This window comes from Candidatus Edwardsbacteria bacterium, assembly GCA_031082425.1.
In the GTDB taxonomy this organism is placed as follows: domain Bacteria; phylum Edwardsbacteria; class AC1; order AC1; family EtOH8; genus UBA2226.
In genome coordinates this window covers 322558-344550 of the sequence record JAVHLB010000001.1, presented here as the reverse complement: position 1 = coordinate 344550, position 21993 = coordinate 322558, and the positions used below count along the sequence as shown (strand labels likewise).

General features: G+C 55.3%; 27 protein-coding genes. 13 read left to right on the top strand and 14 right to left on the bottom strand.

The annotated features are described in order from the left end of the window. Positions 1 to 2: 2 nt before the first annotated feature. Both RDU76_01665 and RDU76_01660 read left to right on the top strand, forming a co-directional pair. Complete coding sequence (locus RDU76_01665) at positions 3 to 1433, top strand: tetratricopeptide repeat protein (protein ID MDQ7797637.1); 1431 nt, start codon at positions 3 to 5, stop codon at positions 1431 to 1433. Next, positions 1430 to 2968: a tetratricopeptide repeat protein gene (locus RDU76_01660; protein MDQ7797636.1), complete on the top strand. Its 1539-nt coding sequence runs from the start codon at positions 1430 to 1432 to the stop codon at positions 2966 to 2968. The genes RDU76_01665 and RDU76_01660 overlap by 4 nt, the downstream gene beginning before the upstream one ends. Before the next feature lie 19 nt (positions 2969 to 2987). Here the strand turns inward: RDU76_01660 and mtgA are convergent, their stop codons facing one another. After that, positions 2988 to 3734, bottom strand: a complete 747-nt coding sequence (gene mtgA / locus RDU76_01655; protein MDQ7797635.1) for a monofunctional biosynthetic peptidoglycan transglycosylase — start codon at positions 3732 to 3734, stop codon at positions 2988 to 2990. 49 nt (positions 3735 to 3783) lie between these two features. Between mtgA and RDU76_01650 the strand changes: the two genes are divergently transcribed. Continuing rightward, on the top strand, positions 3784 to 4662 hold the full coding sequence (locus tag RDU76_01650) for a DMT family transporter (protein ID MDQ7797634.1): 879 nt from the start codon (positions 3784 to 3786) through the stop codon (positions 4660 to 4662). A 16-nt stretch (positions 4663 to 4678) separates the two neighbouring features. Here the strand turns inward: RDU76_01650 and RDU76_01645 are convergent, their stop codons facing one another. The 13 genes from RDU76_01645 to RDU76_01585 all read right to left on the bottom strand — a co-directional run bounded on the left by RDU76_01645 (position 4679) and on the right by RDU76_01585 (position 13020). Beyond that, positions 4679 to 5143, bottom strand: a complete 465-nt coding sequence (locus tag RDU76_01645; GenBank protein ID MDQ7797633.1) for a hypothetical protein — start codon at positions 5141 to 5143, stop codon at positions 4679 to 4681. A gap of 371 nt (positions 5144 to 5514) precedes the next feature. Beyond that, entirely contained in the window at positions 5515 to 5922 is a 408-nt protein-coding gene (locus RDU76_01640; protein ID MDQ7797632.1) for an OsmC family protein, read from the bottom strand. Between the two features lie 32 nt (positions 5923 to 5954). After that, positions 5955 to 7253 (bottom strand): permease, encoded by a 1299-nt coding sequence (locus RDU76_01635; GenBank protein ID MDQ7797631.1) that lies wholly within the window; start codon positions 7251 to 7253, stop codon positions 5955 to 5957. Positions 7254 to 7271: 18 nt separating this feature from the next. Next, entirely contained in the window at positions 7272 to 7973 is a 702-nt protein-coding gene (locus RDU76_01630; protein MDQ7797630.1) for a cytochrome c biogenesis protein CcdA, read from the bottom strand. Next, complete coding sequence (locus tag RDU76_01625) at positions 7970 to 8446, bottom strand: thioredoxin family protein (GenBank protein ID MDQ7797629.1); 477 nt, start codon at positions 8444 to 8446, stop codon at positions 7970 to 7972. The genes RDU76_01630 and RDU76_01625 overlap by 4 nt, the downstream gene beginning before the upstream one ends. Before the next feature lie 51 nt (positions 8447 to 8497). Beyond that, complete coding sequence (locus RDU76_01620) at positions 8498 to 8728, bottom strand: thioredoxin family protein (GenBank protein MDQ7797628.1); 231 nt, start codon at positions 8726 to 8728, stop codon at positions 8498 to 8500. 24 nt (positions 8729 to 8752) lie between these two features. Beyond that, positions 8753 to 8995, bottom strand: a complete 243-nt coding sequence (locus RDU76_01615; GenBank protein ID MDQ7797627.1) for a ferredoxin family protein — start codon at positions 8993 to 8995, stop codon at positions 8753 to 8755. 17 nt (positions 8996 to 9012) lie between these two features. Further along, the gene (locus tag RDU76_01610) at positions 9013 to 9333 is read right to left on the bottom strand and encodes a metalloregulator ArsR/SmtB family transcription factor (GenBank protein MDQ7797626.1); all 321 of its coding nucleotides are present in this window, start codon (positions 9331 to 9333) and stop codon (positions 9013 to 9015) included. 81 nt (positions 9334 to 9414) lie between these two features. Next, positions 9415 to 10329 (bottom strand): cation diffusion facilitator family transporter, encoded by a 915-nt coding sequence (locus tag RDU76_01605; protein ID MDQ7797625.1) that lies wholly within the window; start codon positions 10327 to 10329, stop codon positions 9415 to 9417. Next, on the bottom strand, positions 10319 to 11143 hold the full coding sequence (locus RDU76_01600) for an arsenite methyltransferase (GenBank protein ID MDQ7797624.1): 825 nt from the start codon (positions 11141 to 11143) through the stop codon (positions 10319 to 10321). Before RDU76_01600 ends, RDU76_01605 begins: the two co-directional genes overlap by 11 nt. Before the next feature lie 56 nt (positions 11144 to 11199). Further along, the gene (locus RDU76_01595) at positions 11200 to 11604 is read right to left on the bottom strand and encodes a rhodanese-like domain-containing protein (protein ID MDQ7797623.1); all 405 of its coding nucleotides are present in this window, start codon (positions 11602 to 11604) and stop codon (positions 11200 to 11202) included. A gap of 5 nt (positions 11605 to 11609) precedes the next feature. After that, entirely contained in the window at positions 11610 to 12668 is a 1059-nt protein-coding gene (arsB, locus tag RDU76_01590; protein ID MDQ7797622.1) for an ACR3 family arsenite efflux transporter, read from the bottom strand. Between the two features lie 22 nt (positions 12669 to 12690). Next, the gene (locus tag RDU76_01585; protein ID MDQ7797621.1) at positions 12691 to 13020 is read right to left on the bottom strand and encodes a metalloregulator ArsR/SmtB family transcription factor; all 330 of its coding nucleotides are present in this window, start codon (positions 13018 to 13020) and stop codon (positions 12691 to 12693) included. Positions 13021 to 13222: 202 nt separating this feature from the next. Between RDU76_01585 and gpmA the strand changes: the two genes are divergently transcribed. From gpmA to RDU76_01535, 10 genes are all read left to right on the top strand, one after another. Beyond that, positions 13223 to 13969, top strand: coding sequence for a 2,3-diphosphoglycerate-dependent phosphoglycerate mutase (gpmA, locus tag RDU76_01580; GenBank protein MDQ7797620.1), 747 nt, complete (start codon positions 13223 to 13225; stop codon positions 13967 to 13969). Positions 13970 to 14027: 58 nt separating this feature from the next. After that, positions 14028 to 14768, top strand: coding sequence for a hypothetical protein (locus RDU76_01575; protein ID MDQ7797619.1), 741 nt, complete (start codon positions 14028 to 14030; stop codon positions 14766 to 14768). A 67-nt stretch (positions 14769 to 14835) separates the two neighbouring features. Continuing rightward, positions 14836 to 15606, top strand: a complete 771-nt coding sequence (locus tag RDU76_01570; GenBank protein MDQ7797618.1) for an exodeoxyribonuclease III — start codon at positions 14836 to 14838, stop codon at positions 15604 to 15606. Next, entirely contained in the window at positions 15603 to 16436 is an 834-nt protein-coding gene (locus RDU76_01565; protein MDQ7797617.1) for a hypothetical protein, read from the top strand. The genes RDU76_01570 and RDU76_01565 overlap by 4 nt, the downstream gene beginning before the upstream one ends. 36 nt (positions 16437 to 16472) lie before the next feature. Next, the gene (locus tag RDU76_01560; protein MDQ7797616.1) at positions 16473 to 17420 is read left to right on the top strand and encodes a PAS domain S-box protein; all 948 of its coding nucleotides are present in this window, start codon (positions 16473 to 16475) and stop codon (positions 17418 to 17420) included. 58 nt (positions 17421 to 17478) lie between these two features. Further along, positions 17479 to 18483, top strand: coding sequence for a phosphotransferase (locus RDU76_01555; GenBank protein ID MDQ7797615.1), 1005 nt, complete (start codon positions 17479 to 17481; stop codon positions 18481 to 18483). 107 nt (positions 18484 to 18590) lie between these two features. Next, complete coding sequence (gene serS / locus RDU76_01550; GenBank protein MDQ7797614.1) at positions 18591 to 19862, top strand: serine--tRNA ligase; 1272 nt, start codon at positions 18591 to 18593, stop codon at positions 19860 to 19862. 26 nt (positions 19863 to 19888) lie between these two features. Next, positions 19889 to 20518, top strand: coding sequence for a hypothetical protein (locus tag RDU76_01545; GenBank protein MDQ7797613.1), 630 nt, complete (start codon positions 19889 to 19891; stop codon positions 20516 to 20518). A gap of 268 nt (positions 20519 to 20786) precedes the next feature. After that, positions 20787 to 21308, top strand: coding sequence for a hypothetical protein (locus RDU76_01540; protein MDQ7797612.1), 522 nt, complete (start codon positions 20787 to 20789; stop codon positions 21306 to 21308). Positions 21309 to 21377: 69 nt separating this feature from the next. Then, positions 21378 to 21941 carry a hypothetical protein gene (locus RDU76_01535; protein ID MDQ7797611.1) on the top strand — a complete coding sequence of 188 codons (564 nt, stop codon included), beginning with the start codon at positions 21378 to 21380 and terminating at the stop codon, positions 21939 to 21941. Positions 21942 to 21993: the final 52 nt, after the last annotated feature.

The window sequence follows — 21993 nt, the reverse complement described above, 5'->3', positions numbered from 1 at the left end:
AGATGGAACATTCCAGACACCATAAATATCTGAACCCGTCCGGACTTTATTGGGCGGCCTTGGGGGCAGAAGGCGGCGGAGACTATTTCCCATACCATGTTCTAAGGAACAAGGCGTCGGTGCTGGACCTAATCGGGCAGTGGGATCAGGCCCAGAGGATCAGGGTCGAGATATTGGAACAGACAAAAAAGGGCGGGGCGATAGCGCTGGCGGCCGAAGCCAGCCGCGACCTGGGTGCCCTGTTGTTGAAAAGAGGCGATTCCGACGCGGCCTGGCCTTATCTCCAGAAGGCCCGGGACATATACTGCGGACAAGGCGACGGGAAAGGCACCTGTACGGTGCTAAATCAGATGGCCAGCTATTACGAGACCAAATCCGATTATCCCCGGGCCCTGGAAGTTTTGGAAACGCAGCTAAAACTGGCCGAGGAACTCGGCGATAAAACCGAGATCAGCAGTGCCCTTAACGATATAGGAATTTGGCATTGGCGCAAGGGTGAACGACAAAAGGCCATGGAATATTACCACCGCCGGATAAGTATCTGCCGAGAGCTGAATGACGAGATGAACCTGGGGAAAACCTACGCTAATATCGGCATAATCTGTTTTGATGAAGGCCGGTATCAAGAGGCCCTTGAGCATTACCGCCGGGATATTGAAATATCAAAAAAATTTGGCAATAAAAAGGGATGGGCAGTGTCCATCGGAAACCTGGGGATGGTCTATCACCTCCAGGGGAACTATGCCCGGGCCATGCAGTGCTACCAGGAAAAGCTCAGGATATCTTTGGAGATGGGCGACCGGGCCGGACTGAGCATGCTGCTTTGCAACATCGGAGTGCTTCATTACTACCAGGGCCAGCTTAAGGAGGCCATGGATTACCACCGCCGGGACCTGGCCCTTTCCCGGGAAATGGGCAGCAGTAGCGGAGAAGCCCGGGCTCTGGCCAATATGGCCAGCATCCATATTGAGGATCAAGACTATCAGGCCGCCAGGGAATGCTATGATAAAGCCATCAACACCGCCCGGGAACTAGGGATCAAGCGCTACCTGTGCGAGATGCTTTACGGCCGGGCCGGGCTGTTCCTCCTGCTGGAAATGCATGCTGAGGCGGAGGCGGATAACAGCGAGGCTTTGATAGTGGCCGGGAAGATAAACCAGGCCCAGACCCTTTTCAACAGCCGGGTCCAAAAGGCGATGATCGTCGGACGCAGAGATCCGGAGCAGGGCGTTGGAATTTTGCAGGAACTGGCGGGGGCCTGTTCCGATGCCGAACCGAGGGCCTCCATCAGCTATGCCCTATATAAAATCACCGGACGAAGTGAGCAGGGAAAGCAAGCCCTGGAAAGGTATACCGATCTGGTTTCCCGGACCCCCAACATTGAGTTCAATAAAAGGATTGATGAACTTAATGAAATCTTTGGAAATTCATGAGCCGGATCAAACGATATCAGGCCGGGATCCACTGGGTTTCGGCAGGGAATAATGGTGCGGGGGAATATCATCCCCTGCCAGTGCTGCTGAAAAAGGCCGAGGTGTTGGAATTGGTGGGCAAGTGGGACGGCTGCAGGAAGATCTGCGTTCACTGCCTGAAAATCGAGGAGCTCCGGAATAACCCGGCCGGCATGGCCGATGCCGAAACGATGCTGGGCAATTTAAATATCGCCCAAAGCGATTTTTCCTCGGCGATGGACCGTTACGCCCGGGCCAGACAGCTGTCGGAACAAAGCGGTTATCTTAAGGGCCGGGCCAGGGCTATGGGAGGCTTGGCCCGCATAGCCCTGGATACCGGGGATTTCAATAAAGCCAAGGAAATGTACCGGGACACCCTGAAACTGTTCCAGGAGATGAATGACCCCCAGGGCATGGCCGGGGTGCTGGGCAGCCTGGGTATAGCATACAGTGACACCGGGGAGAGCCGGAAGGCCCTGGAATATTATGCCCGGCAGATGGAGATCTGCCGGGCGCAGGGAGATTTGAGGGGGGTTTCGCGGGCCAAGAACAATACCGGCTCGGCGTATAAGAATCTGGGAGACCTGGGGCGGGCCGTCGAATGCCACCAGGAGGCGCTTGATCTCCGGCGCCAGCTGGGGGACAAGCCCGGGATATCGCTGATACTGGGGAACCTGGGTCTGGCCTATGCCGATATGGGGCGGGAGGACGAGGCCATGGAATGCTACCGGCAGCAACTGGCCATCAGCGATGAACTGGATGACCTGGGGGCCAAGGCCTACATTTACGGGGCCATCGGTGTGATCTGGGAGAGCCGCGGCAGGTACCAGGAGGCCCGGGAATACCATCAGAGACAGCTGGATCTCAGCCGCCGGCTGGGTGAAAGGATCGCCGAATCTATGGCGGTGGCCAACCTGGGGATGGTCCATTTCCGGCTGGGCGAGAATGAACCGGCCGAAAAGATGTTCCTTGAATACCTGGCAATGGTCCTGGAGATGGACGACAAGGCGGGCCTGGCCTGGGTCAAGAATTGCCTGGCAAACCTTTGTTTCCGGTTGAATGACAACTCCCGGGGTGAGGCCCTGCTGGACGAGGCCATTGCAATGGCCCGGGACCTGGACGCCAAGTACCATTTGTGCAGTTTTCTATCCCGCAGGGCAGAACGGCTGGAACAGGATTGCCAAATAGAAAAGGCCTCGGCCGTTAATGCCGAAGCCATGGACCTGGCTATTTTTTCCCGAAGAAAGGATGTTCTGTTCGAGACGGAGATGACCAAAATGAGGCTGGAGTATAAAACAGCCTCTTCCCCGGAGGGGAAAGGCGTGATCCTGGCAACATTGGAGAAAAAACTGGGCGGTGCCGGCGTCAAGGAAAAATCCCTGATACTCTTCACCCTCTGCCAGCTGGACGGAACCGGGAAGAACCGGGAGATGGCCCTGGAGGCGCTGAAAGATGTCTACCGGAAAAATCCGGACATATATTTCCTGGAGAAGATCCTGGAGGTGGAGAAAACCTGATCCGGTACATTCTGCAGGGTCAAAAAGGTAGGGCCTGGTATTCCTCCTCAGTCAGATGCCCGTATTGCAGCATTTTTTGGGCGATCCATTTCCGGCGGGTATTCATCCGTTTGCTGTCGGTAAAGGGTCCGTATTTCCTGGGATTGACGATGATCGAAGCCAGCCTGATAGCCAGCTCGGGATCAAGCTCCGAAGCGGAACAGCCGAAGTATTGAAGCGATGCCGCCTGGCAGCCGAAGATGCCGTCGCCCCACTCGATATAGTTCAGGTACAGCTCGAAGATCCGGGCCTTGCTCAGCTGGTCGTCCATCCGCCGGGCCAGCACCGCCTCGGATACCTTCCGGGTCAGGCTCTTGGAGGTCGACAGGTACAGGTTCTTGGCCAGCTGCATGGTGATGGTGGAGCCGCCCCTGGCCCAGCGTTTCTTCTTCCAGTCGGTCTTGATGGCCTCCTTCAGCTCGCCGTAGTCTATTCCCTGGTGGGAGAAGAAGGCCGCATCCTCGGCCACCAGCACCGCATTCTTAAGGTAGGGCGATATGGAATTGTAGGGGATGTGCGACTGGCTGATCCGGTAGGGTTTTTTCTTGGCCCGGGCCTCTTTGATCCTTTGCTCCATCAAAGCGGTCTTGGCGGGGTTCTTCTTTACCAGGCTGTCGATGGCCGGCAGGTGCATCAGGTCCAGAACAATGGACCCGGCGAAATAAAAGATCGTCGCCGCAGTCAATATGATGATGAATTTTATTTTGGGATTTTTCTTTTTGCTCATAGCCCAAGTATTATCCGCAATAACAACCAACTTGTCAAGGCATTGAAGAATGAAACGGTCCATTTCCAACAATCCGCTGACGCTTCTGGTCTCGGTCCAGGTGATCATGGCCGGGACCTTTCTGATGACCAAGCTGGGCCTGCGGGAATTCTCCCCGCTGGCCCTGGGGGTGCTGCGTTTCGGCCTGACCGCCCTGGTCTTTGCCGCCTTGCTGGGCATGAAAAGAATGTATTTCACGCCCGATCGCCGGGACCGCTGGACCTTCCTCTGGCTGGCCCTTTTCTCGGTGCCCTTCAACCAGGGCCTTTTCCTTTACGGCATGAAATACACCCTGGCCGCCCACGGCGCCCTGCTTTACGCCGCCACCCCGATAATGGTGCTGTGCCTGTCCTGCCTCTGGCTTAAGGAGCGGCCGTCGGCATTGAAGATAACCGGCATCGCCCTGGGGTTCGCCGGGGTTCTGTTGGTATTGTTCGAAAAGGGGATCGACCTCTCCGGCCAGACCCTCAAGGGCGACATCCTGATATTTTTTGCCGTCCTGACCTGGTCGGTCTATACCATATTGAGCAAGAAAATGCTGCGAATATACCGGCCACTCCAGGTCACGGGGTATTCGCTGATGTTCGGGGCGATATTTTTTCTTCCCATCGGTCTCCTGCCGATACTCCGGCAGGACTACGCGGCGGTCACCTGGTCCGGCCTGTCATCGATCCTTTATCTGGCCCTGCTGACCTCGGTTGTAGGGTACCTGACCTGGAACTGGGCCCTGTCCCAGATCGAGGCCAGCAAGGTGGCGGTGGTGTCCAACCTCCAGCCGGTGTTCGCCGCTGTTTTAGCCTGGCTATTTTTGGGGGAGAAGATCACCTATAACTTCATTATCGGGGCGGCGGTGGTGGCCGCCGGGGTGATACTGACCGAGAAGGGGTAAAACCATATCCTTCCGTTTACAATCCCGCGCTTTTGAGCACCAGCTCCAGCCCCTTCACATCCTCCTGGCCGAAGGAATCCAGCTCCCCGCTGTCCAGGTCCAGCACATAAAGACACTCCCCGTTATTCTCCAGCACGGGCATCACCACCTCGGAAAGGTTGTTGGGGTCGCAGACGATATGGTCGCCTCCCAGGGCGTGGACATCGGCCACCACCTGGGCCTTTCTTTCCTTCCAGGCCCGGCCGCAGACCCCGTGCAGCCCGATGGGCGAGCAGGCCGGCTTGGGCTGGCGGCACACCAGCAGCATTTCCTTTTTGTCATCGGTGATCTTATAGAAGCCCACCCAGGCCAGACCCTCATCCTTCATCCCCCGCCAAAGAACATCAGTGACCGCTTCCATTTTCTGCTCCGCCGACGCCAAGTCCTTTGCCGCCAATCCGGCGGTCGCGGCAATTTCCCGATAATTTCTTTTGTGTTTCATATCTCCTCTAGAAATTTTGATCAGCCAGTTGAAAGCATAACCCCCGATTATAATGCCAATTGTCAGGATGGAAAAGAAGGCTGCCAACCGCGGCACTTTGAGAACCTTCCTCAAAATGGCCATCCCCGGGAACGAGACCCTCTGCTGCAATGCATATAAGGACACAGAGCCATAATTTTTAAGGATCTCCAACATATAATCCCTGGCATAGATAACCCGGCACCTTAATGTCTAGTCCTCTTCCAGCGTCTCCGCCACCTTGGCCTGGCAAACAAAACCCTCCACCCATTTATCCAGTTTCAGATTTCCTGTGATATATCCGGCCGTCACCGCAGTATCGGCATTGATCGGCCTGACACGTAATTATCCCGTCATACCGCTAAAATCCGGCTCTCCAATTTTACAGTTATTGCCGGGTCCAGGCTGTTCAGAACAGAGCAATATTTATCCTTGACCATCGCCACCATATCATCGAATACTCTCTGTTCGACATTTCCCTGAACTTCAAAAGCAAGGGCAATGGAGGTGAACTTTCTGGGGTGCTCCTCCGACCTGATCCCATCGGCCAGAACCCGTAATTTCTTGATCGACAGCCGTTTCTTTTGGAGGATCTCCACCAGGTGATTGCTCATGCAGCTGGCGGCGGCTATCAGAATCAGCTGGGTGGCCGAGAAACCGGCCGGAGTATTGTCCCTGCGGGACTCTACAATGGCCGAGTGGCCGGAGTCATCGCTGGCCACGTTCCGCAGATCGCCCAGCCATTCAATGGTAAGCGGCATTATAATACCCTTCACTTAAGGTTATAGTTGGCTCAGAACAGCCAGCCGTAAAGCATCCCGGTAAGCGTGGCCATGACCACAACCAAAACGATATACACCGCCGCTTTCTTTGTCCCTATCACCGTGCGGATCACCAGCATGCTGGGCAGCGACAAGGCCGGACCGGCCAACAGCAGGGCCAACGCCGGACCCTTCCCCATCCCCGAGCCAATAAGCCCCTGAAGGATCGGCACCTCGGTCAGGGTGGCGAAATACATAAAAGCGCCGACAATGGAGGCAAAAAAGTTGGCTCCCAGCGAATTCCCGCCCACCATTTTGGCCACCCAGGCCGAAGGAATGATGCCTTCGTAACCCGGCCGGCCCAGGAAGAACCCCGAAGCCAGCACTCCGAACAACAGCAGGGGAAATATCTGCTTGGCATAGCCCCAGGCCGACTGGAACCAGGTTCCGGCCTCGCCCTTGTCGGTAGCAGTGATGACCGAAAGCCCGATGACCGCGGCGCCGAAGGTGATCAGCGGCTCATGGGAGAAGATGAATGACAGCGCCGCCACCATCGCCCCGGTGATGGTTATCTTCCACCAGGCGATCTCAAACCACTTCCCCAGCACCCAGCCGAAGGCCATGGCCGAAATGCCCGTCAATATCCACTTGTTCGAGTACATGAACTGCCAGAATTGCCCGGCCCCCTGGGGCTGGCCCCAGTTGCTGAAGATAAGGATGACCACCATCAGTCCGAAATAGATTACATTCTGCCACAGCCCTCGTTTGGCTTCCGGGACCGGCATTTCGGCCAGGCCCTGGGCCCGCTTGGCCTCGTCTTTGCGGAAGATGAAGTGCATCAACAGTCCTATCACCACGCTGAAGACCACCGCCCCCACCGCCCGGGCCAGGCCCATCTCCGGGCCCAGCACCTTGGCCGTTAAAATGATGGCCAACACGTTGATGGCCGGACCGGAATATAAAAAGGCCGTGGCCGGACCCAGGCCCGCCCCGGTGTTGTAGATGCCGGCGAACAGCGGGAGTACGGTGCAGGAACAGACCGCCAGGATGGTGCCGGAAACCGACGCTACGGCGTAGGCCAGCACCTGGTTGGCCTTGTGCCCCAGGTAGCGCAGCACCGATTCCTGGCTGACGAAAACCGAGATGGCCCCGGCAATATAGAAGGCCGGGATCAGGCACAGCAGCACGTGCTCCCGGGCATACCATTTGGTCAGCTGCAGCCCCTCGACTATGGCATTATCGAACCGGGGCCAGCCCACCGGCAGATAGAAGAAGGCCAGAAAGCCTCCCACCATCCATAACAGATATTTATATTCTTTTTTCCAATCCATGATCTATATTCCTTGTTGTTATCTGGCCGTAAATATCATGTATACCCCGCCCAGGATCACCAAAATTCCGCAGACGATCTTGACAATGGCCGTGCCTTTGGATTTCTCGCTCCAGTTCAGGTACCGCTGGATTAGCTCGGTGAAGGTCCCGGCCAGCACCAGCACCGAACAGTGCCCGACCCCATAAGCCAGCAAGAGCCCGGCCCCGTACAAGGGATTGGTGGAGGCGGTGCGGAAGGTGACCGCCAGCATCGGCGCCATGTAGGCGAAAGTGCAGGGCCCCAAAGCTATTCCGAAGATCAGGCCCAGGACCAAGGCCGCCAGCAGGCCCTTGCGCTTATAGCCGGAGGCGTTGGCCCCGGCCCAGGGCATGGGGATCAGGCCGATCAGGTGCAGTCCCACCAGGAAGAAGATGACGGCCACAAAATAGTTTCCCCAGCGGCCGATGTCGCCCATCATCCGGCCCAGGGCCGCGGTGATGGCACCGATGGCACCGATGGTGACCAGGATTCCAACCCCGAACAACAAGGAGATTAGGAAGGCCCGTTTGGTGGATATCCGGCCCTGCTCGTCCACGAAACCCACTATCAGGGGGATCGAAGCCAGGTGACAGGGGCTGAGAATGATGCTGAGGATGCCCCACAGGAAGGAGGCCAAAAGGGCGATGGCCGGGGCTCCCTCCACCGCCTGGGTAAGTTTTATGAAAACAGTTTCCATCATTGTTTGAACTCGAAACCCAGTTCCTTCCACTTGGCCAAAATGTCTTCCCGGGAATAGAACCCCTCATGCCGGAAAAGCTCCCTGCCCTCGGAGCTGTAGAATATCTGGGTGGGTATCACCCGGATCTTGTACTTGCTGCCTTCGTCCGCGTTCTGCCAGACGTCTATGAACACCACCTCCAGCTTGCCGGCGAAATCTTTTTTCAATTTGTCCAGGATGGGCGCCATCATTTTGCAGGGGATGCATTTATCTGCGCCAAGATCAACCAGTTTGGGAAGTTTTGGATTTTTAACCCTGGCGCTGTCCATTTTGACGGACGGAATATTGACAGCCACCGGATCGGCCTTGGCCTGTTTTTTTACGGTTACGGTATCTTTGGCCGAAGATGCCGGTTTTGCCCCCATGGCCCATACAAAGCTGGTCAGAAAGAAAAGTGCCGTAAGGACAAGAACTATTCTATGGGGTTTTTTCATTGTATCCTCCATTTTTTAGATCAGCGGGAATCCCTGTGGATCCGCGTCCCATTAAGTTATCAGTTTTTTGATCTGCTCCGGTGACAGCAGATGACCGGTGGACCTGACCACGCCGTCGATGGCCAGGGCCGGGGTCATCATCACCCCAAAGGCCATGATATCCTTCAGTTCCGAGACCTTGACAATCTCCGCTTCTATGCCCAGCTCTTTGACCGCCTTCTCGGCGTTGGCGGTCAGGGTCTTGCACTTGGGGCATCCGGTACCCAGTATTTGGATCTTCATTTATTTTCCCCTAGTATTATGGTTTTATTTACAATCACAGCCGCACCCCGACGGCTTAACCTTGGGATCATTTTCGCCAAAATAACTGATGGCCCCGGAAGGACAACGCTTCTGGCAGCCGCGGCAGCCATCCACACATCCTTGGGGATGAACCACCACCATCATTCCGCCTTTGTCGGCAAAAACGCCGTGGCTGCACTTTTTAAGGCAGGCGCCGCAGGCAGTGCACAATTCATAATTGAGTATCGGGTACCAGTTCTTTGACATGTTTTATTCCCCAAAATTTAATTGAATAATTTATTCTGTTCCTTAAGGCTGTTTTTCATGGTTTCTTCAGCGCAGCTTAAGAAGCCCATAATGCAGGGAAGCTTTAGATGGTAGAATACCTGGGTGCCCTTTTTCTCCACCGCCACCAGGTTGGCGTTTTTTAGAACAGTCAGATGTTTGGACACTGTGGTTATGTCGTCGCCCACCATGGCGGTAAGTTCACAAACACAATGCGATTTTACCGACAGCTTATCCACCATAAATAACCTAGTGGGGTGGGCCAGAGCCTTGATAATGGCGGCCCTGGCCTGGTATTTGGCTTTCTCTTTTTGGGTCATGATCATCCTTTATGTTTGGCTATTTGGCATTATAGCCAAATTAATGATATTTGTCAAGGGGGCGCCGGTTATTTTCTTAAGCTACTCTTTATGCGTTCCGCAGTTAACCGGGGAGCAGATCATCTCCGCGCACCCGGTGCATTCGAACTGAATGGTGGTGTGCAGAATTCCGAAATTATGCTCCAGCAGTTCCCGGATCTCTTTTAAAAGGGCATCACTCTGGCTGGTCATCTGGTCCTCTATCTGCACATGGGCGCTCAAGGCGTGGATCCCCGAGGACAGGCTCCAGATGTGCAGATGGTGCAGGGCTTTGACCCCTTTGATCCCGGCCAGAACCTTTTCAATTTTCCGGCTCTCGATCCCCGCCGGGGCCGCCTCCAAAAGGACATCCACCGATTCTTTAACCAGGCCGTAAGCCCCTTTCAGGATCATCAGCCCTATCAGGATGCTCAGTATCGGGTCTATCAACAGCCAGCCGGTGAAGCGGATGATCAGCCCGCCGATGATCACCGCCACCGAAGACAGCAGGTCGCCCACCACGTGCAGGAAGGCCCCCCGCACATTGAGGTTCTCTTTGCTGGAGGCCCGCAGGATGAAGAACCCGGCCACATTGACGGCCAGCCCGGCCAGGGCGACTATGATCATCAGTCCGCTCTTGATCTCGGTGGGCGAGCCGAAGCGCTGCCAGGCCTCGTAGAAGATGTATCCCGACAGGACTATCAGGGTCACCCCGTTCAGCAGGGCCGCCAGGATCTCCAAACGGTAGAAGCCATAGGTCTTTTTGGCGTTGGCCGGAGTGGCGGCAAAGCGGATGGCCAGCAATGACAGGCCCAGCGCCAGCACGTCGGTCAGCATGTGGCCGGCGTCGGAGACCAGGGCCAGCGAGCCCGACAGCCAGCCGCCCAGGAACTCCACCAGCATCAGAACAGCGGTAAGGACCAGGGTCCACGTCAGCCCCTTCAGACTGTCAGCCCGGTGATCGTGGCTATGTGACATTGGGATTGCCGCCGGGTTTGATGGCTTCGATTGAAGCGGAAATGACAAAATCCGTTATTTTGCTGCCGGGCGCCCAACTGCGGATAACCGTCCGGCTTTCCTCTTTGGGAACTATCCGAACCTGACAGAATCCCGCCGTCCGCAGCATCTGTTCTACCTCAGAGATTGACGAGGCTCCGGCGATGCAACCGGCATAAAGAGCCAGATCCTGCTTGTATTCTTCGGGAATTTCGGCAAAGGCCACGATGTCTGAAACGGCCAGCCGGCCGCCTTTCTTCAATGCGCGGTGGGCCTCCACAAAAACCCTCGGCTTGTCGGGGGACAGGTTGATCACGCAGTTGGAAATTATTACGTCTGCGGTTTCGTCCGCCACCGGCAGGTTCTCAATTTCGCCCAGACGGAATTCAACATTTTTATAGCCGCCCTTATCGGCGTTGGCCCTTGATTTTGAAATCATCTCCGGGGTCATGTCCACGCCTATTACCCGGCCCGTGTCGCCAACCTGCCTGGCGGCCAGAAAGGCATCAAACCCTCCACCGCTGCCCAGATCGAGAACAATTTCCCCCGGCTTTAAAGCGGCGATGGCTTGCGGATTGCCGCAACCCAAGCCCAGGTTTGCCCCTTCGGGAACCGTGTTTATCTCCTGGATCGAATAGCCCACAGCCTGCGACAGGTCCCCGGCAGTAAAATCGTCCGGTGCCCCGCAACAACCGGTAGCAGTGCATCCGCATCCCGGAGTTTTCGCAACAGCTGCTTTGGCGTACGTCTCCCGGACAGCGGTGCGAATCCTCTCTTTATCATTTAATTCATCCATGACCAGCCTTTCTTAAATGTATCTGATTGACTTATGTCTCAACCAACTTAACAGGCTTATTTGCGCCGCAGCCGGCAGGTGCAGGAGCCCGACAGTTTCTTGCTGTCGTCCACCTTCAGCGGCAGGCCGTCGTGCTCCCAGTCCAGGATCCCGCCGTTGAGGTTGGCCGCGTTTTTCCAGCCTTTAGACATCAGCAATTTGACCGCCTCCTTGCTGCGCAGGCCCACCGAATCGGCCAGGATCAGCGGGCAATCCTTGGGTAGTTCGGACAAACGTTCTTTGAGCTCCGGAGCCGGCAGGTACAGCACTTCCGGGACATCGAACTTCTTGTAGTCTGTCTCGATCGGCGTCCGCAGATCCACGAACAGCGCCCCGTTCCTGGCTTCGGACAGGGCCTCCGCTCCGGAAAGGTGCACCATCCCCTTTATCAGCAGGCCTTTATTGCTAAAATGATTTGCCATGATCTTCATTGTGTTTGGTGGGCAAAGTATCTCTTTCTGAACCACAGGGCCACGTTCACCAGCCCGATCAACACCGGCACCTCCACCAGGGGCCCGATCACCGCGGCGAAGGCCGCCCCGGAGTCGATCCCGAACACCGCCACCGCCACCGCAATGGCCAGTTCAAAATTATTGCTGGCGGCAGTGAATGACAGGGTGGCGGTCTTGGCGTAGCCGGCTCCGGCCCTTTTGCCCATCCAGAAGCTGAGCAGGAACATCACCACGAAATAGATCAGCAGGGGAATGGCGATCCGCACCACGTCCAGCGGGATCTTCACTATGTACTCGCCCTTGAGGCTGAACATCACCACGATGGTGAACAGCAGGGCGATCAGGGTGAGGGGGCCGATCTTGGGGATGAACTTGGCGTGATACCAATCCCTGCTTTTCAGCCTGATCAGCGTGAAGCGGGTGATGATGCCGGCCAGAAATGGTATGCCCAGGTAGATGAAGACGCTTTTGGCGATCTGCCCGATGGTGATATTGACCGCGCTGCCCTGCAGGCCGAACAGCGGCGGCAGCTTGGTGATGAAGATCCAGGCGTAGACCGAGAAGAACAGCACCTGGAATACGCTGTTGAAGGCCACCAGCCCGGCGGCGTATTCGGTGTCGCCCCCGGCCAGGTCGTTCCATACTATCACCATGGCGATGCAGCGGGCCAGCCCGATCATGATCAGCCCCACCATGTATTCGGGGTAGGCCGGCAGGAAGATTATGGCCAGAAAGAACATCAGTATCGGGCCCACCACCCAATTCTGCAGCAGAGACAGCCCCAGCACCTTCCAGTTCTTGAAGACATCGCCCAGCTCCTCGTATTTTACCTTGGCCAGAGGCGGATACATCATCAGTATCAGTCCGGCGGCGATGGGGATGTTGGTGGTGCCCAGGCTGAATTTTTTATTGAATGAGTGGACGATATCCGGCGACAGCCAGCCCAAAAATACTCCCACAGCCATGGCGGCGAAGATCCAGACGGTCAGGTAGCGGTCCAGGAAACCAAGCCTTCGCAAGACCGAGGCGTTCATATGCTGTCCTTTTTTAATTTTATCAATGTTCGGTTGAACAGACCGAAAGGACCACAATATACGTCCGGTCCTTTTTAACCGTGGCATCGGCATCCAGTGTTTTGAGCGCCGGCAGCAGCTTTTTGGCCCCCGCTTCGGAACTGAGCCGGTAGTGCACCCATTTGCCCTGGCGGCGGTCCTCGATCAGCCCGGCCTCCTTGAGGATCGACAGGTGCCGGGAGATCCGCGACTGCCCCATCTTCAGGGCCGCCATCAGCTGGCAGACGCACAGCTCGCCCCCCTCCAGCAGCTTGACGATCCGCAGGCGGGTGGGGTCCCCCAGGGCCTTGAAGGTTTTTACGGTCTGTCTCATATCTTCCTTAATTTCCCCTCTCCGCAACGGGGAGGGTAAGGGGAGGGGTTATCATATCAATATATCTTGATATGAATATATAACAAAGAACCCGTTTTGTCAATACATTTGTATAAATTTGTATTGAAGCCGGGCAGATTAAGTGATATATTTAAACATAACTTCCGTATCCGTGCCAACCGCAAGAAAGAGGATAAAATATATGCCCCAGATCGTCCTGCTGCGCCACGGCGAGAGCGCCTGGAACAAGGAGAACCGTTTCACCGGCTGGACCGACGTCGACCTTTCCCCCCAGGGCATCGCCGAGGCCCAGGCCGCCGGGCAGATCCTCAGAAAAGAGGGCTATTCCTTCGACCTGGCCTACACCTCGGTGCTCAAGCGGGCCGTCCGCACCCTGTGGATCGCCCTGGACGAGCTGGACCTGATGTGGATCCCGGTGGTCAATTCCTGGCGCCTCAACGAGCGCCACTACGGCGCCCTGCAGGGCCTCAACAAGGCCGAGACCGCGGCCAAGTACGGCCAGGAACAGGTCAAGATCTGGCGCCGCAGCTATGACGTCCCGCCGCCGCCGCTGGAGATGGCCGACCAACGTTATCCCGGGAAGGACCCCCGCTATGCCGGACTGTCCCGGGACGAACTGCCGCTGGGCGAATGCCTCAAGGATACCGTCGAGCGCTTTCTGCCCTGCTGGCACGGCACCATCGTGCCGGCGGTCCGGGCGGGAAGGAGGGTGATCATCGCGGCCCACGGCAACAGCCTGCGGGCCCTGGTCAAACATCTGGACAATGTTTCCGAAAACGACATAGTCGAACTGAACATTCCCACCGGCATTCCGCTGGTATACCACCTGGACGAAAGCCTGAAGCCGGTCAAGAGCTTCTATCTGGGCGACCCCCAGGCGGTGAAAAAGGCCATGGAATCGGTCAAGAACCAGGGCCGGGCCCAATGAAGGCCGGAACTATCCTCCGGCAGATGAACCCTGAATTCAAATATTATAGGCGGTAAAAATGAAGTTTTCCAAGTGGTACCTGTGGCTGACCTTGCTGCTGGCCGCCGTCTCGTTCTCCTTCTACCTGGCCCAGGTGCTCATCTTCCGCAAGCCGCAGGACACCTTCTTCTACATGCTGCAGGACCTGGCCTTCGTGCCCGTCCAGGTGCTGCTGGTGACGCTTATCTTGAACGACCTGATGGCCCGCCGGGAGAAAAAGGCCCTGCTCAACAAGATGAACATGGTGATCGGGGCCTTCTTCAGCGAGGCAGGCACCGAACTGATGGTCCATTTGACGAAGTTCGACCGGAATGCCCCCGAGTTGAGGTCTCTGCTGAAGATCGGGTCCGGCTGGAACGAAAATAATTTCAAGCAGGGCCGACAGAAACTTATGTCGCAAAATCATGCCATAGACCCCCGTTCGGGCGATCTGGCGATATTGAACGAATTTCTGTCGGCTAAGCGGTCGTTTCTTTTAAGCCTGCTGGAGAACCAGAATCTGCTGGAGCACCAGAGCTTCACCGAACTGCTGTGGGCGGTGTCGCACCTGACCGAGGAACTCAAGCTGCGAAGCAATTTTGATAAATTGCCGGAAAGCGACCTGGCCCACCTCTCCGGCGACATCAAGCGGGCCTACGTTCTGCTGCTGGCCGAGTGGCTGGAATATGTAAAACACCTGAAGAGCGCCTATCCTTACATATATTCGCTGGTGATCCGCTCCAATCCGCTGGACCCGGACGCCTCGGTGATGGTGAAATAAAACAGAACCTGTAGATTAGCTCTGTGTAATCTGCGAAAATCTGCGTCCCATTAAACCTAAAATGATTATGCGAACAACCCTGCTTTCCTGGAACGTCAACGGTCTGCGAGCCGTCTTCAAAAAGGGCTTTGCCCCATGGGTGGCCAAGGCCCGGCCCGATATTCTCTGCCTGCAGGAGACCAAGGCCAGGCCGGAGCAGGTGGCCAAAGAGCTGGAGAATATTCCGGGATATGACATTCACTTTGCCTCGGCCCAAAAACCCGGCTACAGCGGGGTGGCCCTGTTCTCCAAAGAGAAGCCGCTGTCAGTCAAACAGACCTTCGGGGCTGCCAGGTTCGACGACGAGGGCCGCGTCCTGCAGGCCGATTACGGCAAATTCATCCTGTTCAACATCTACTTCCCCAACGGCAAGGCCTCGCCGGAACGGCTGAAGTATAAGATGGATTTTTACGAAGCGTTTCTGCTGGAAATGAAAAAGCTGCTGAAGAAGGACAAGAAGATAATCATCTGCGGGGACGTCAACACCGCGCACAAGGAGATAGACCTGGCCAGGCCCAGGGAGAACTCCAGGGTCTCCGGCTTTCTGCCCCAGGAGCGGGAATGGATGGACCGCTTTTTGGAGCTGGGGTTCATCGACACCTTGCGGCTGTTCGATCCCTCGCCCGGCCGCTACACCTGGTGGGATGTGATCTCCCGGGCCCGCGACCGCAACGTGGGCTGGAGGATCGATTACTTTTACGCCAGCCAGAATTTAAAGAAGAATATCAAGAAGGCCTATATCCTGCCCGAGGTGATGGGCTCGGACCACTGCCCCATCGGCCTGGAAATGGAGATATGAAAAACATTTACAAAGCCCTGCTGGCGGAACAGCAAGCGGACGGCACCATCCCCCACCATCCCTATCACAAATGGCGGGGGGCCCACTGGGTGCTGCTGCAGCTGGCCGACCTGGGCTATCCTGCGGGGAGCCGGGAACTGATCCCCTTGCGAAAACAGGTGTATGAATGGCTGTTGTCGGAACGTCACCTGAAAAGCGTCAAGATCATCAATGACAAGGCCCGGCGCTGCGGCTCCCAGGAGGGCAACGCCATCTTCTCCACCCTGACCCTGGGAATATCGGATCAAAGGGTGGAGCAGCTGATATCCAACCTTGTAAAATGGCAGTGGCCCGATGGCGGATGGAACTGCGACAAAAAACCCTCGGCCCACACCTCGTCCTTCCATGAGACCCTGCCGCCCTTCAGGGCCCTGGCCCTGCATGCCAGGATCACCGCCTGCAAGACCTCCCGCCGGGCCGCGGAAAAGGCCGCCGAGCTTTTCCTGTCCCGGAAACTTTTCCTGCGCAAAAAAGACGACCTGGTGATGGATCCCGGGTTCACCAGGCTGGCCTACCCGGCCTATTGGCACTACAACATCCTGTCCGGGCTAAAGGCCATGGCCGAGGCCGGCCTCATTAATGACCCCCGCTGCCGGACGGCCCTGGACCTGCTGGAGTCGAAACGGCTGCCGGACGGCGGCTGGCCGGCCGAGGTCAAGTTTTACCGGTTTTCCCGAGAAACGTCCCGGGGAACGACCGGGATTGACTGGGGCGGGACCAGCAGGATCAAAAGCAATCCCTATGTCACCGCCGATGCCATCTTTGTGCTGAGGTCGGCCGGACGGATATGAAACGGTTTTCGAATCATTTTATTAGAGGATAGTTTCATGGAAGACCAGGAAAAATCTAAGGAACAGCTTATCAACGAGCTGCACGCCCTGCGCATTCGCCTGTCCGAGGCCGAGGTCCAGGACCTGGAGCACGACCGGACCCGGCAGAAATTGCGGGCCCTGGAACAGCTGGTGGACACCATGTCCCTGGGGGTGACCATCTCGGACATCGAGGGCCGGATACTGTACTCCAACCCGGCCGAGGCCCAGATGCACGGCTACCAGGTCAGTGAGCTGATCGGCCGGGAGGTGCGGATCTTCGCCCCCAACGGCATCTGGAACCCCATGACCCGGGAGCAGGCCCGCAAGATCAAGCGCCTGAGCCGCGAGGGCCTGAACATCCGCCAGGACGGTTCGATCTTCCCGGTGCATCTGGTATCGGACGTGGTCAAGAATGCCGCCGGCGAGCCGGTGGCCATCATAACCACCAGCGAGGAGACCACCGGCCGGAAGCAGGCCCAGGCCCTGCAGTCGGCCCTGTACAAGATATCCCAGAAGGCCGCCGCCGCCCCCAGCCTGGAACAGCTGTTCTCCGACCTGCACAGCATCCTGGGCGGCCTGATCTACGCCCGCAACTTCCTGGTGGCCCTGTACGACCAGGACAGCCAGATCCTGGAGTTCCCCTATCATATCGACGAGTTCAGCGCCACCCCGCCCCCCGCCAGGCTGGGCAAGGGGCTGTTCGAGTACGTCATCAAGAGCGGCCAGGTGCTGTTCGCCACCTCCGAGACCATCGCCGAGAAGATGCGGGCCGGGGAGATGGACGAGATGAACGCTCCCTTCGTCAACTGGCTGGGCATCCCCCTGAAGAAGGGGGACCGGACCGTCGGCATCATGGTCATCAAGAGCTACACCGAGGAGATCTCGTTCAGCGAGGCCGAGAAGGACCTGCTGATCTTCGTGGCCCAGCAGATAGTGGGCGCCATCGACCGGCTGGAAAAATGACTCCTGCCCTCCCCCAGCCTTGTGCTATAATTGATGTTCTAACTTGACGGAGTTGCCGATGGAAAGCCGTATCAAGGACCGGTTCAACCAGCATATCCTGGCCGAGGCCATGGAGCGCTATGCCGTGCCGGAAGAAAAAATCCGGGAACTGGGCGGGTTCGAGAGTTTCATCTATTCGTTTGAACGGGATTCCAAGCAGTACATCCTGCGCCTGGGCCACAGCCTGCGCCGCAGCCAGGAGCTGATCCGGGGCGAAGCCGACTGGATCAACTACCTGGCCGGGAACGGGGTGCCGGTGGCCGGGGCGATAATGTCGGAGAACGGCCGACTGGTGGAGCCGATCGACGACCGCCAGGGCGGGCATTTTTTGGCCACCGCCTTTGTGAAAATAGACGGCCGCCCGGTCCATGAGGCCGGCTGGAGCCCCCAGCTTTACCGGACCTACGGCCGTCTGCTGGGAAGGATGCACGCGTTGACCAAGGACTATCAGCCGAAAGACCCCTTGGCCAAGCGGCCCCAATGGGAGGACTCCGCCAACACCGAATGCGTAAAGCATCTGCCGGAGCCGGAGGCCCTGGCCCGGAAAAGATACCGGGAGGTCATGGACCGGGTGTCGGCCCTGCCCCGGGACCGGGAGTCCTTCGGGCTGATCCATTATGATGCCCACAGCAGCAATATGTTGGTGGACCAAAACGGAAACCTTTGCCTGTTCGATTTTGACGACAGCCTGTATTCCTGGTTCGTCTGCGACATCGCCATCGTGCTGTTCTACATGACCGCTGGCAAGGAGCCGGATATCGCTTCGGTCGAAGAATTCCTGACCCACTTTCTGGCCGGCTACGCCCAAGAGAACCAGCTGGACCCCAAGTGGCTCAAGGAGGTCCCGCATTTCCTGAAGATCCGGGAGATAGACCTCTACGCCGTGATCCACCGCAGTTTCGACGTCAGCAACATCACCAACCCCTGGGTGGCCGGGTTCATGAAGGGCCGCAAAGAGCGGATCGAGCGGGAGGTGCCCTTCCTGGATCTCGACTTTTCAGCGTTGTCGCATCTGCTGAAATGACTCTCCCTGCCTAACAGCTTCCCTCTCTTAATGTCTTAGGAGAGGAACCGAGGGTGATGTCAACTAATAACGAATAACTATTAACCATTTACCAATACAGAGGCATTATGCTGGATCTCAAATTCATCCGGGAGAACATCGAACTGGTAAAGGAGGGCCTGGCCAAGAAGGGCGAGAAGGCCGACCTGGGGCCGTTCCTGGAGCTGGACGCCAAGCGCCGGGCCGTCCTGCAGGAAGTGGAGACCCTGAAATCGGAACGCAACAAGGTCTCCGAGGAGATCGCCAGGCTGAAGAAGGAAAAGTCTCCCGAAGCCGACAAGAAGGTTCTGGAGATGCGCCGGGTGGGCGACCAGATAAAGCTTTTGGACGACGAGCTGCGCTCTGTCGAAGAGAAGCTGACCGAGATCACCCTGGCCCTGCCCAACCTGCCCGACCCCACCGTCCCGCCGGGCCAGAGCGAAAAGGACAACGTGGTGGAGAAGACCGTGGGCGAAGAGAAGAAATTCGGCTTTGCCCCCCAGCCCCACTGGGAGCTGGGCGAGAAGCTGGATATCATAGATTTCGAGCGAGGGGTCAAGATGTCCGGCACCCGCTTCTATCTGCTCAAAGGGGCCGGGGCCCGCCTGCAAAGGGCCCTGATCGCCCTGATGCTGGATGTTCACACCCAAAAGCACGGCTACCGCGAGATCCTTCCGCCCTACATAGTGAACCACCACTGCCTGATCGGCACCGGCCAGCTGCCCAAGTTCGCCGACAACCTGTATCACGACGCCGAGGAGGATTTCTGGCTGATCCCCACCGCCGAGGTGCCGGTGACCAACATGTACCGGGGCGAAATTTTGGACGGAAGCCAGCTTCCTTTATATCACGTGGCCTACACCCCATGCTTCCGGCGGGAGAAGATGTCGGCCGGCAAGGATGTTAGGGGCATCAAGCGGGGCCACCAGTTCGACAAGGTGGAGCTGGTCAAGTTCTCCCTGCCGGAGAATTCAAATGAGGAACTGCAGAAGCTGCTGGCCGACGCCTGCGCCATCCCGGAGATGCTGGGCCTGCGCTACCGCGTGGTCCAGCTGTGCACCGCCGACCTGACCTTCTCCTCGGTGAAGACCTACGATGTGGAGGTTTGGGCCCCGGGCTGCCAGGAGTGGCTGGAGGTCTCTTCTTGCTCCAACTTCGGGGATTTCCAGGCCCGCCGGGCCAATATCAAGTTCCGCCGGGAACCCAAGGCCAAGCCGGAGTTCGTGCATACGTTGAACGGCTCGGGCCTGGCCCTGCCCCGGACCATGATAGCGGTGATGGAGAATTACCAGAACGCCGACGGCAGCATTACCGTGCCGGAGGTTTTACGGCCGTTTATGGGGATGGATTTAATCAAGTAAGCTTGCAATATTAAAACGAGGGGAAAATGAAAAAGAGAACAGGGTTATATCTTTCGCTTTTTATTTTGATCATTGTTGCTGTTGTCTCATGCAGTAGCCATTACATTATACCTGTTTCCAAAATGCAGCCTCGGTTGAGTTTTTATGGATTTACCGTGGCCAGACCGCCGGATACGGGGTGGTTTGTATTGTTAAGCGAGCAAAAAGACGATGTGGCACGTTTTAGGAAGAAACTTCCATCAACTACTCACACCGCCTTTGTAGAGATCAATTTAAGAAGAATGGCGCGTGCGGCCACAAGTCTTGAGGATTTGGTAGCAATTGACAAAGAAAAACATACGGTTCATGATACTTTACGATATAAAATGGTAAACTTTACCCAGACTCCCACTAACCGGCAAGGACAATGGTGTGTTAACTGGACCGAGCGGGTCATCGACCGTAATCCGGCCCAGGCACCAAACACACCACTTAGCTTACGCTCACAAGGTTTTAGGTGCATCCACCCTATTTATAAAAGCAACCGTGTGATATTGGAGGCTGAAATATCAGAACGGGGGTTGGAAGGAGAGCTTGACTCTTTGATCATCAAAGAAGGTGAAGAAATCCTAAAAAGCATTATGTTAACCGATACTATGGGCGTACCATTTAAATAATTTTGGCATTACCGTACCGGAGGTTTTACGGCCGTTCATGGGGATGGATGTAATCCGGTGATCCATTTATTTTAAGCGATACCATTAATGATATCGCTGGTTATTCATCAAGGTTTCTACGAAACCTCGTACGGCCCAGGCCGCAACGGCGGCCTTGGTGACAACCAGCGATGGGTTTCAACCCATCGCCCAAACCCTGAAGGTTTTACGGACGTATATGGGGATGGCTGTGATAAAGAAATATTTTTACTGTTTTATAGAGGTTAAAATGAAAAAGAATAAAAAAATATTTGAAGAATATATTGATAAGGAATATAATAAATTTTCACTTACATTAGATTCAAAAGACGATGTGGTTTTAGTTGTATTACGTTTTCATCTTATTGTTGAAAATTTGATGGAAAGAATAATTAAAACCAAATTAAAGCGTGGTGATAAAATAATTGAAAGCGGGCATTTATCCTTTAATCAAAAATTACAATTAGTTGACGCCTTTGATATATTAGACAACACATGTATACAAGCAATTAAAAATTTAAACACCGTGCGCAATAAATGCGCACACGACAAAGATAAAACAATTACTGTTAACGATATTGAAAACATTGGTCAATCATTGGGTCACGAATATATAAAAATAAAGCGGGTGAGTACCGATAGTCTTAATTTATTCATAAAAGGTGTTTTTCTCATATTGTTTCACAAAATATTCGAACTTGTTGCTTTGTTAGAATTTCACGATGTCATAGGGAAGGATGGTAACTTTAAAGAATCTGATATAGCCAACTAATGTTATATGTTCAAACAGCACTCGATAGGTTATTAATAAAAATAGTGCACACTAAACGAGGAAACACCCATGAAATGCCTGATCACTTTATTGCTATTATTGGTTGCGACGGGTTGCTCTAAAACACCCCTTGACCACGCAAAGAAAGCGGTTAGTAAAAATATCGGACAATATCTTAATGATCCCAGTTACTACGAAAGTGTTTCTTGGAATACTCTTGATTCTGTATTTTATGAGAAATATTTTGATACACCAAGGGCCAGCAAAGTATTTGATTCTTGTGCTTTATTGATACCCTTAAAGAAAAATTCTTCTAAAGCCAAGCTACAACAGCTTTTTAAATTACCGATGAAAGAAAAGTATCTTAAGGTTTATAGGGTTTTTACTGAAGATGAAGGTATAAGTGGTGAAAAAATTGGTGCCCTGTGGCGTTTGGTTGCAAAAAATTATTATGCGGAGGAAGATACATTCAAACCCTATTTTAAGGGTTATAAAATAGGCCATACCTTCCGTGCCCGGGGACCAAAAAAAGAAAGGGTGTTGATAAAATACATATTTACACTCGATTCAACTTTTAATGTCATTGACGCAGAGAAGCTACCAATTGAAGCATTTGATAATACTAAACCCTGAGTAATAATATGCCTCAAAATATGCCCCCGCCCCTACCACCACCAATTGAAAG

Coding starts and splice junctions, on each gene's coding strand:
- RDU76_01665 (MDQ7797637.1), top strand. CDS start 3: ATGGAACATTCCAGACACCATAAATATCTGAACCCGTCCGGACTTTAT.
- RDU76_01660 (MDQ7797636.1), top strand. CDS start 1,430: ATGAGCCGGATCAAACGATATCAGGCCGGGATCCACTGGGTTTCGGCA.
- mtgA (MDQ7797635.1), bottom strand. CDS start 3,734: ATGAGCAAAAAGAAAAATCCCAAAATAAAATTCATCATCATATTGACT.
- RDU76_01650 (MDQ7797634.1), top strand. CDS start 3,784: ATGAAACGGTCCATTTCCAACAATCCGCTGACGCTTCTGGTCTCGGTC.
- RDU76_01645 (MDQ7797633.1), bottom strand. CDS start 5,143: ATGAAACACAAAAGAAATTATCGGGAAATTGCCGCGACCGCCGGATTG.
- RDU76_01640 (MDQ7797632.1), bottom strand. CDS start 5,922: ATGCCGCTTACCATTGAATGGCTGGGCGATCTGCGGAACGTGGCCAGC.
- RDU76_01635 (MDQ7797631.1), bottom strand. CDS start 7,253: ATGGATTGGAAAAAAGAATATAAATATCTGTTATGGATGGTGGGAGGC.
- RDU76_01630 (MDQ7797630.1), bottom strand. CDS start 7,973: ATGATGGAAACTGTTTTCATAAAACTTACCCAGGCGGTGGAGGGAGCC.
- RDU76_01625 (MDQ7797629.1), bottom strand. CDS start 8,446: ATGAAAAAACCCCATAGAATAGTTCTTGTCCTTACGGCACTTTTCTTT.
- RDU76_01620 (MDQ7797628.1), bottom strand. CDS start 8,728: ATGAAGATCCAAATACTGGGTACCGGATGCCCCAAGTGCAAGACCCTG.
- RDU76_01615 (MDQ7797627.1), bottom strand. CDS start 8,995: ATGTCAAAGAACTGGTACCCGATACTCAATTATGAATTGTGCACTGCC.
- RDU76_01610 (MDQ7797626.1), bottom strand. CDS start 9,333: ATGACCCAAAAAGAGAAAGCCAAATACCAGGCCAGGGCCGCCATTATC.
- RDU76_01605 (MDQ7797625.1), bottom strand. CDS start 10,329: ATGTCACATAGCCACGATCACCGGGCTGACAGTCTGAAGGGGCTGACG.
- RDU76_01600 (MDQ7797624.1), bottom strand. CDS start 11,143: ATGGATGAATTAAATGATAAAGAGAGGATTCGCACCGCTGTCCGGGAG.
- RDU76_01595 (MDQ7797623.1), bottom strand. CDS start 11,604: ATGGCAAATCATTTTAGCAATAAAGGCCTGCTGATAAAGGGGATGGTG.
- arsB (MDQ7797622.1), bottom strand. CDS start 12,668: ATGAACGCCTCGGTCTTGCGAAGGCTTGGTTTCCTGGACCGCTACCTG.
- RDU76_01585 (MDQ7797621.1), bottom strand. CDS start 13,020: ATGAGACAGACCGTAAAAACCTTCAAGGCCCTGGGGGACCCCACCCGC.
- gpmA (MDQ7797620.1), top strand. CDS start 13,223: ATGCCCCAGATCGTCCTGCTGCGCCACGGCGAGAGCGCCTGGAACAAG.
- RDU76_01575 (MDQ7797619.1), top strand. CDS start 14,028: ATGAAGTTTTCCAAGTGGTACCTGTGGCTGACCTTGCTGCTGGCCGCC.
- RDU76_01570 (MDQ7797618.1), top strand. CDS start 14,836: ATGCGAACAACCCTGCTTTCCTGGAACGTCAACGGTCTGCGAGCCGTC.
- RDU76_01565 (MDQ7797617.1), top strand. CDS start 15,603: ATGAAAAACATTTACAAAGCCCTGCTGGCGGAACAGCAAGCGGACGGC.
- RDU76_01560 (MDQ7797616.1), top strand. CDS start 16,473: ATGGAAGACCAGGAAAAATCTAAGGAACAGCTTATCAACGAGCTGCAC.
- RDU76_01555 (MDQ7797615.1), top strand. CDS start 17,479: ATGGAAAGCCGTATCAAGGACCGGTTCAACCAGCATATCCTGGCCGAG.
- serS (MDQ7797614.1), top strand. CDS start 18,591: ATGCTGGATCTCAAATTCATCCGGGAGAACATCGAACTGGTAAAGGAG.
- RDU76_01545 (MDQ7797613.1), top strand. CDS start 19,889: ATGAAAAAGAGAACAGGGTTATATCTTTCGCTTTTTATTTTGATCATT.
- RDU76_01540 (MDQ7797612.1), top strand. CDS start 20,787: ATGAAAAAGAATAAAAAAATATTTGAAGAATATATTGATAAGGAATAT.
- RDU76_01535 (MDQ7797611.1), top strand. CDS start 21,378: ATGAAATGCCTGATCACTTTATTGCTATTATTGGTTGCGACGGGTTGC.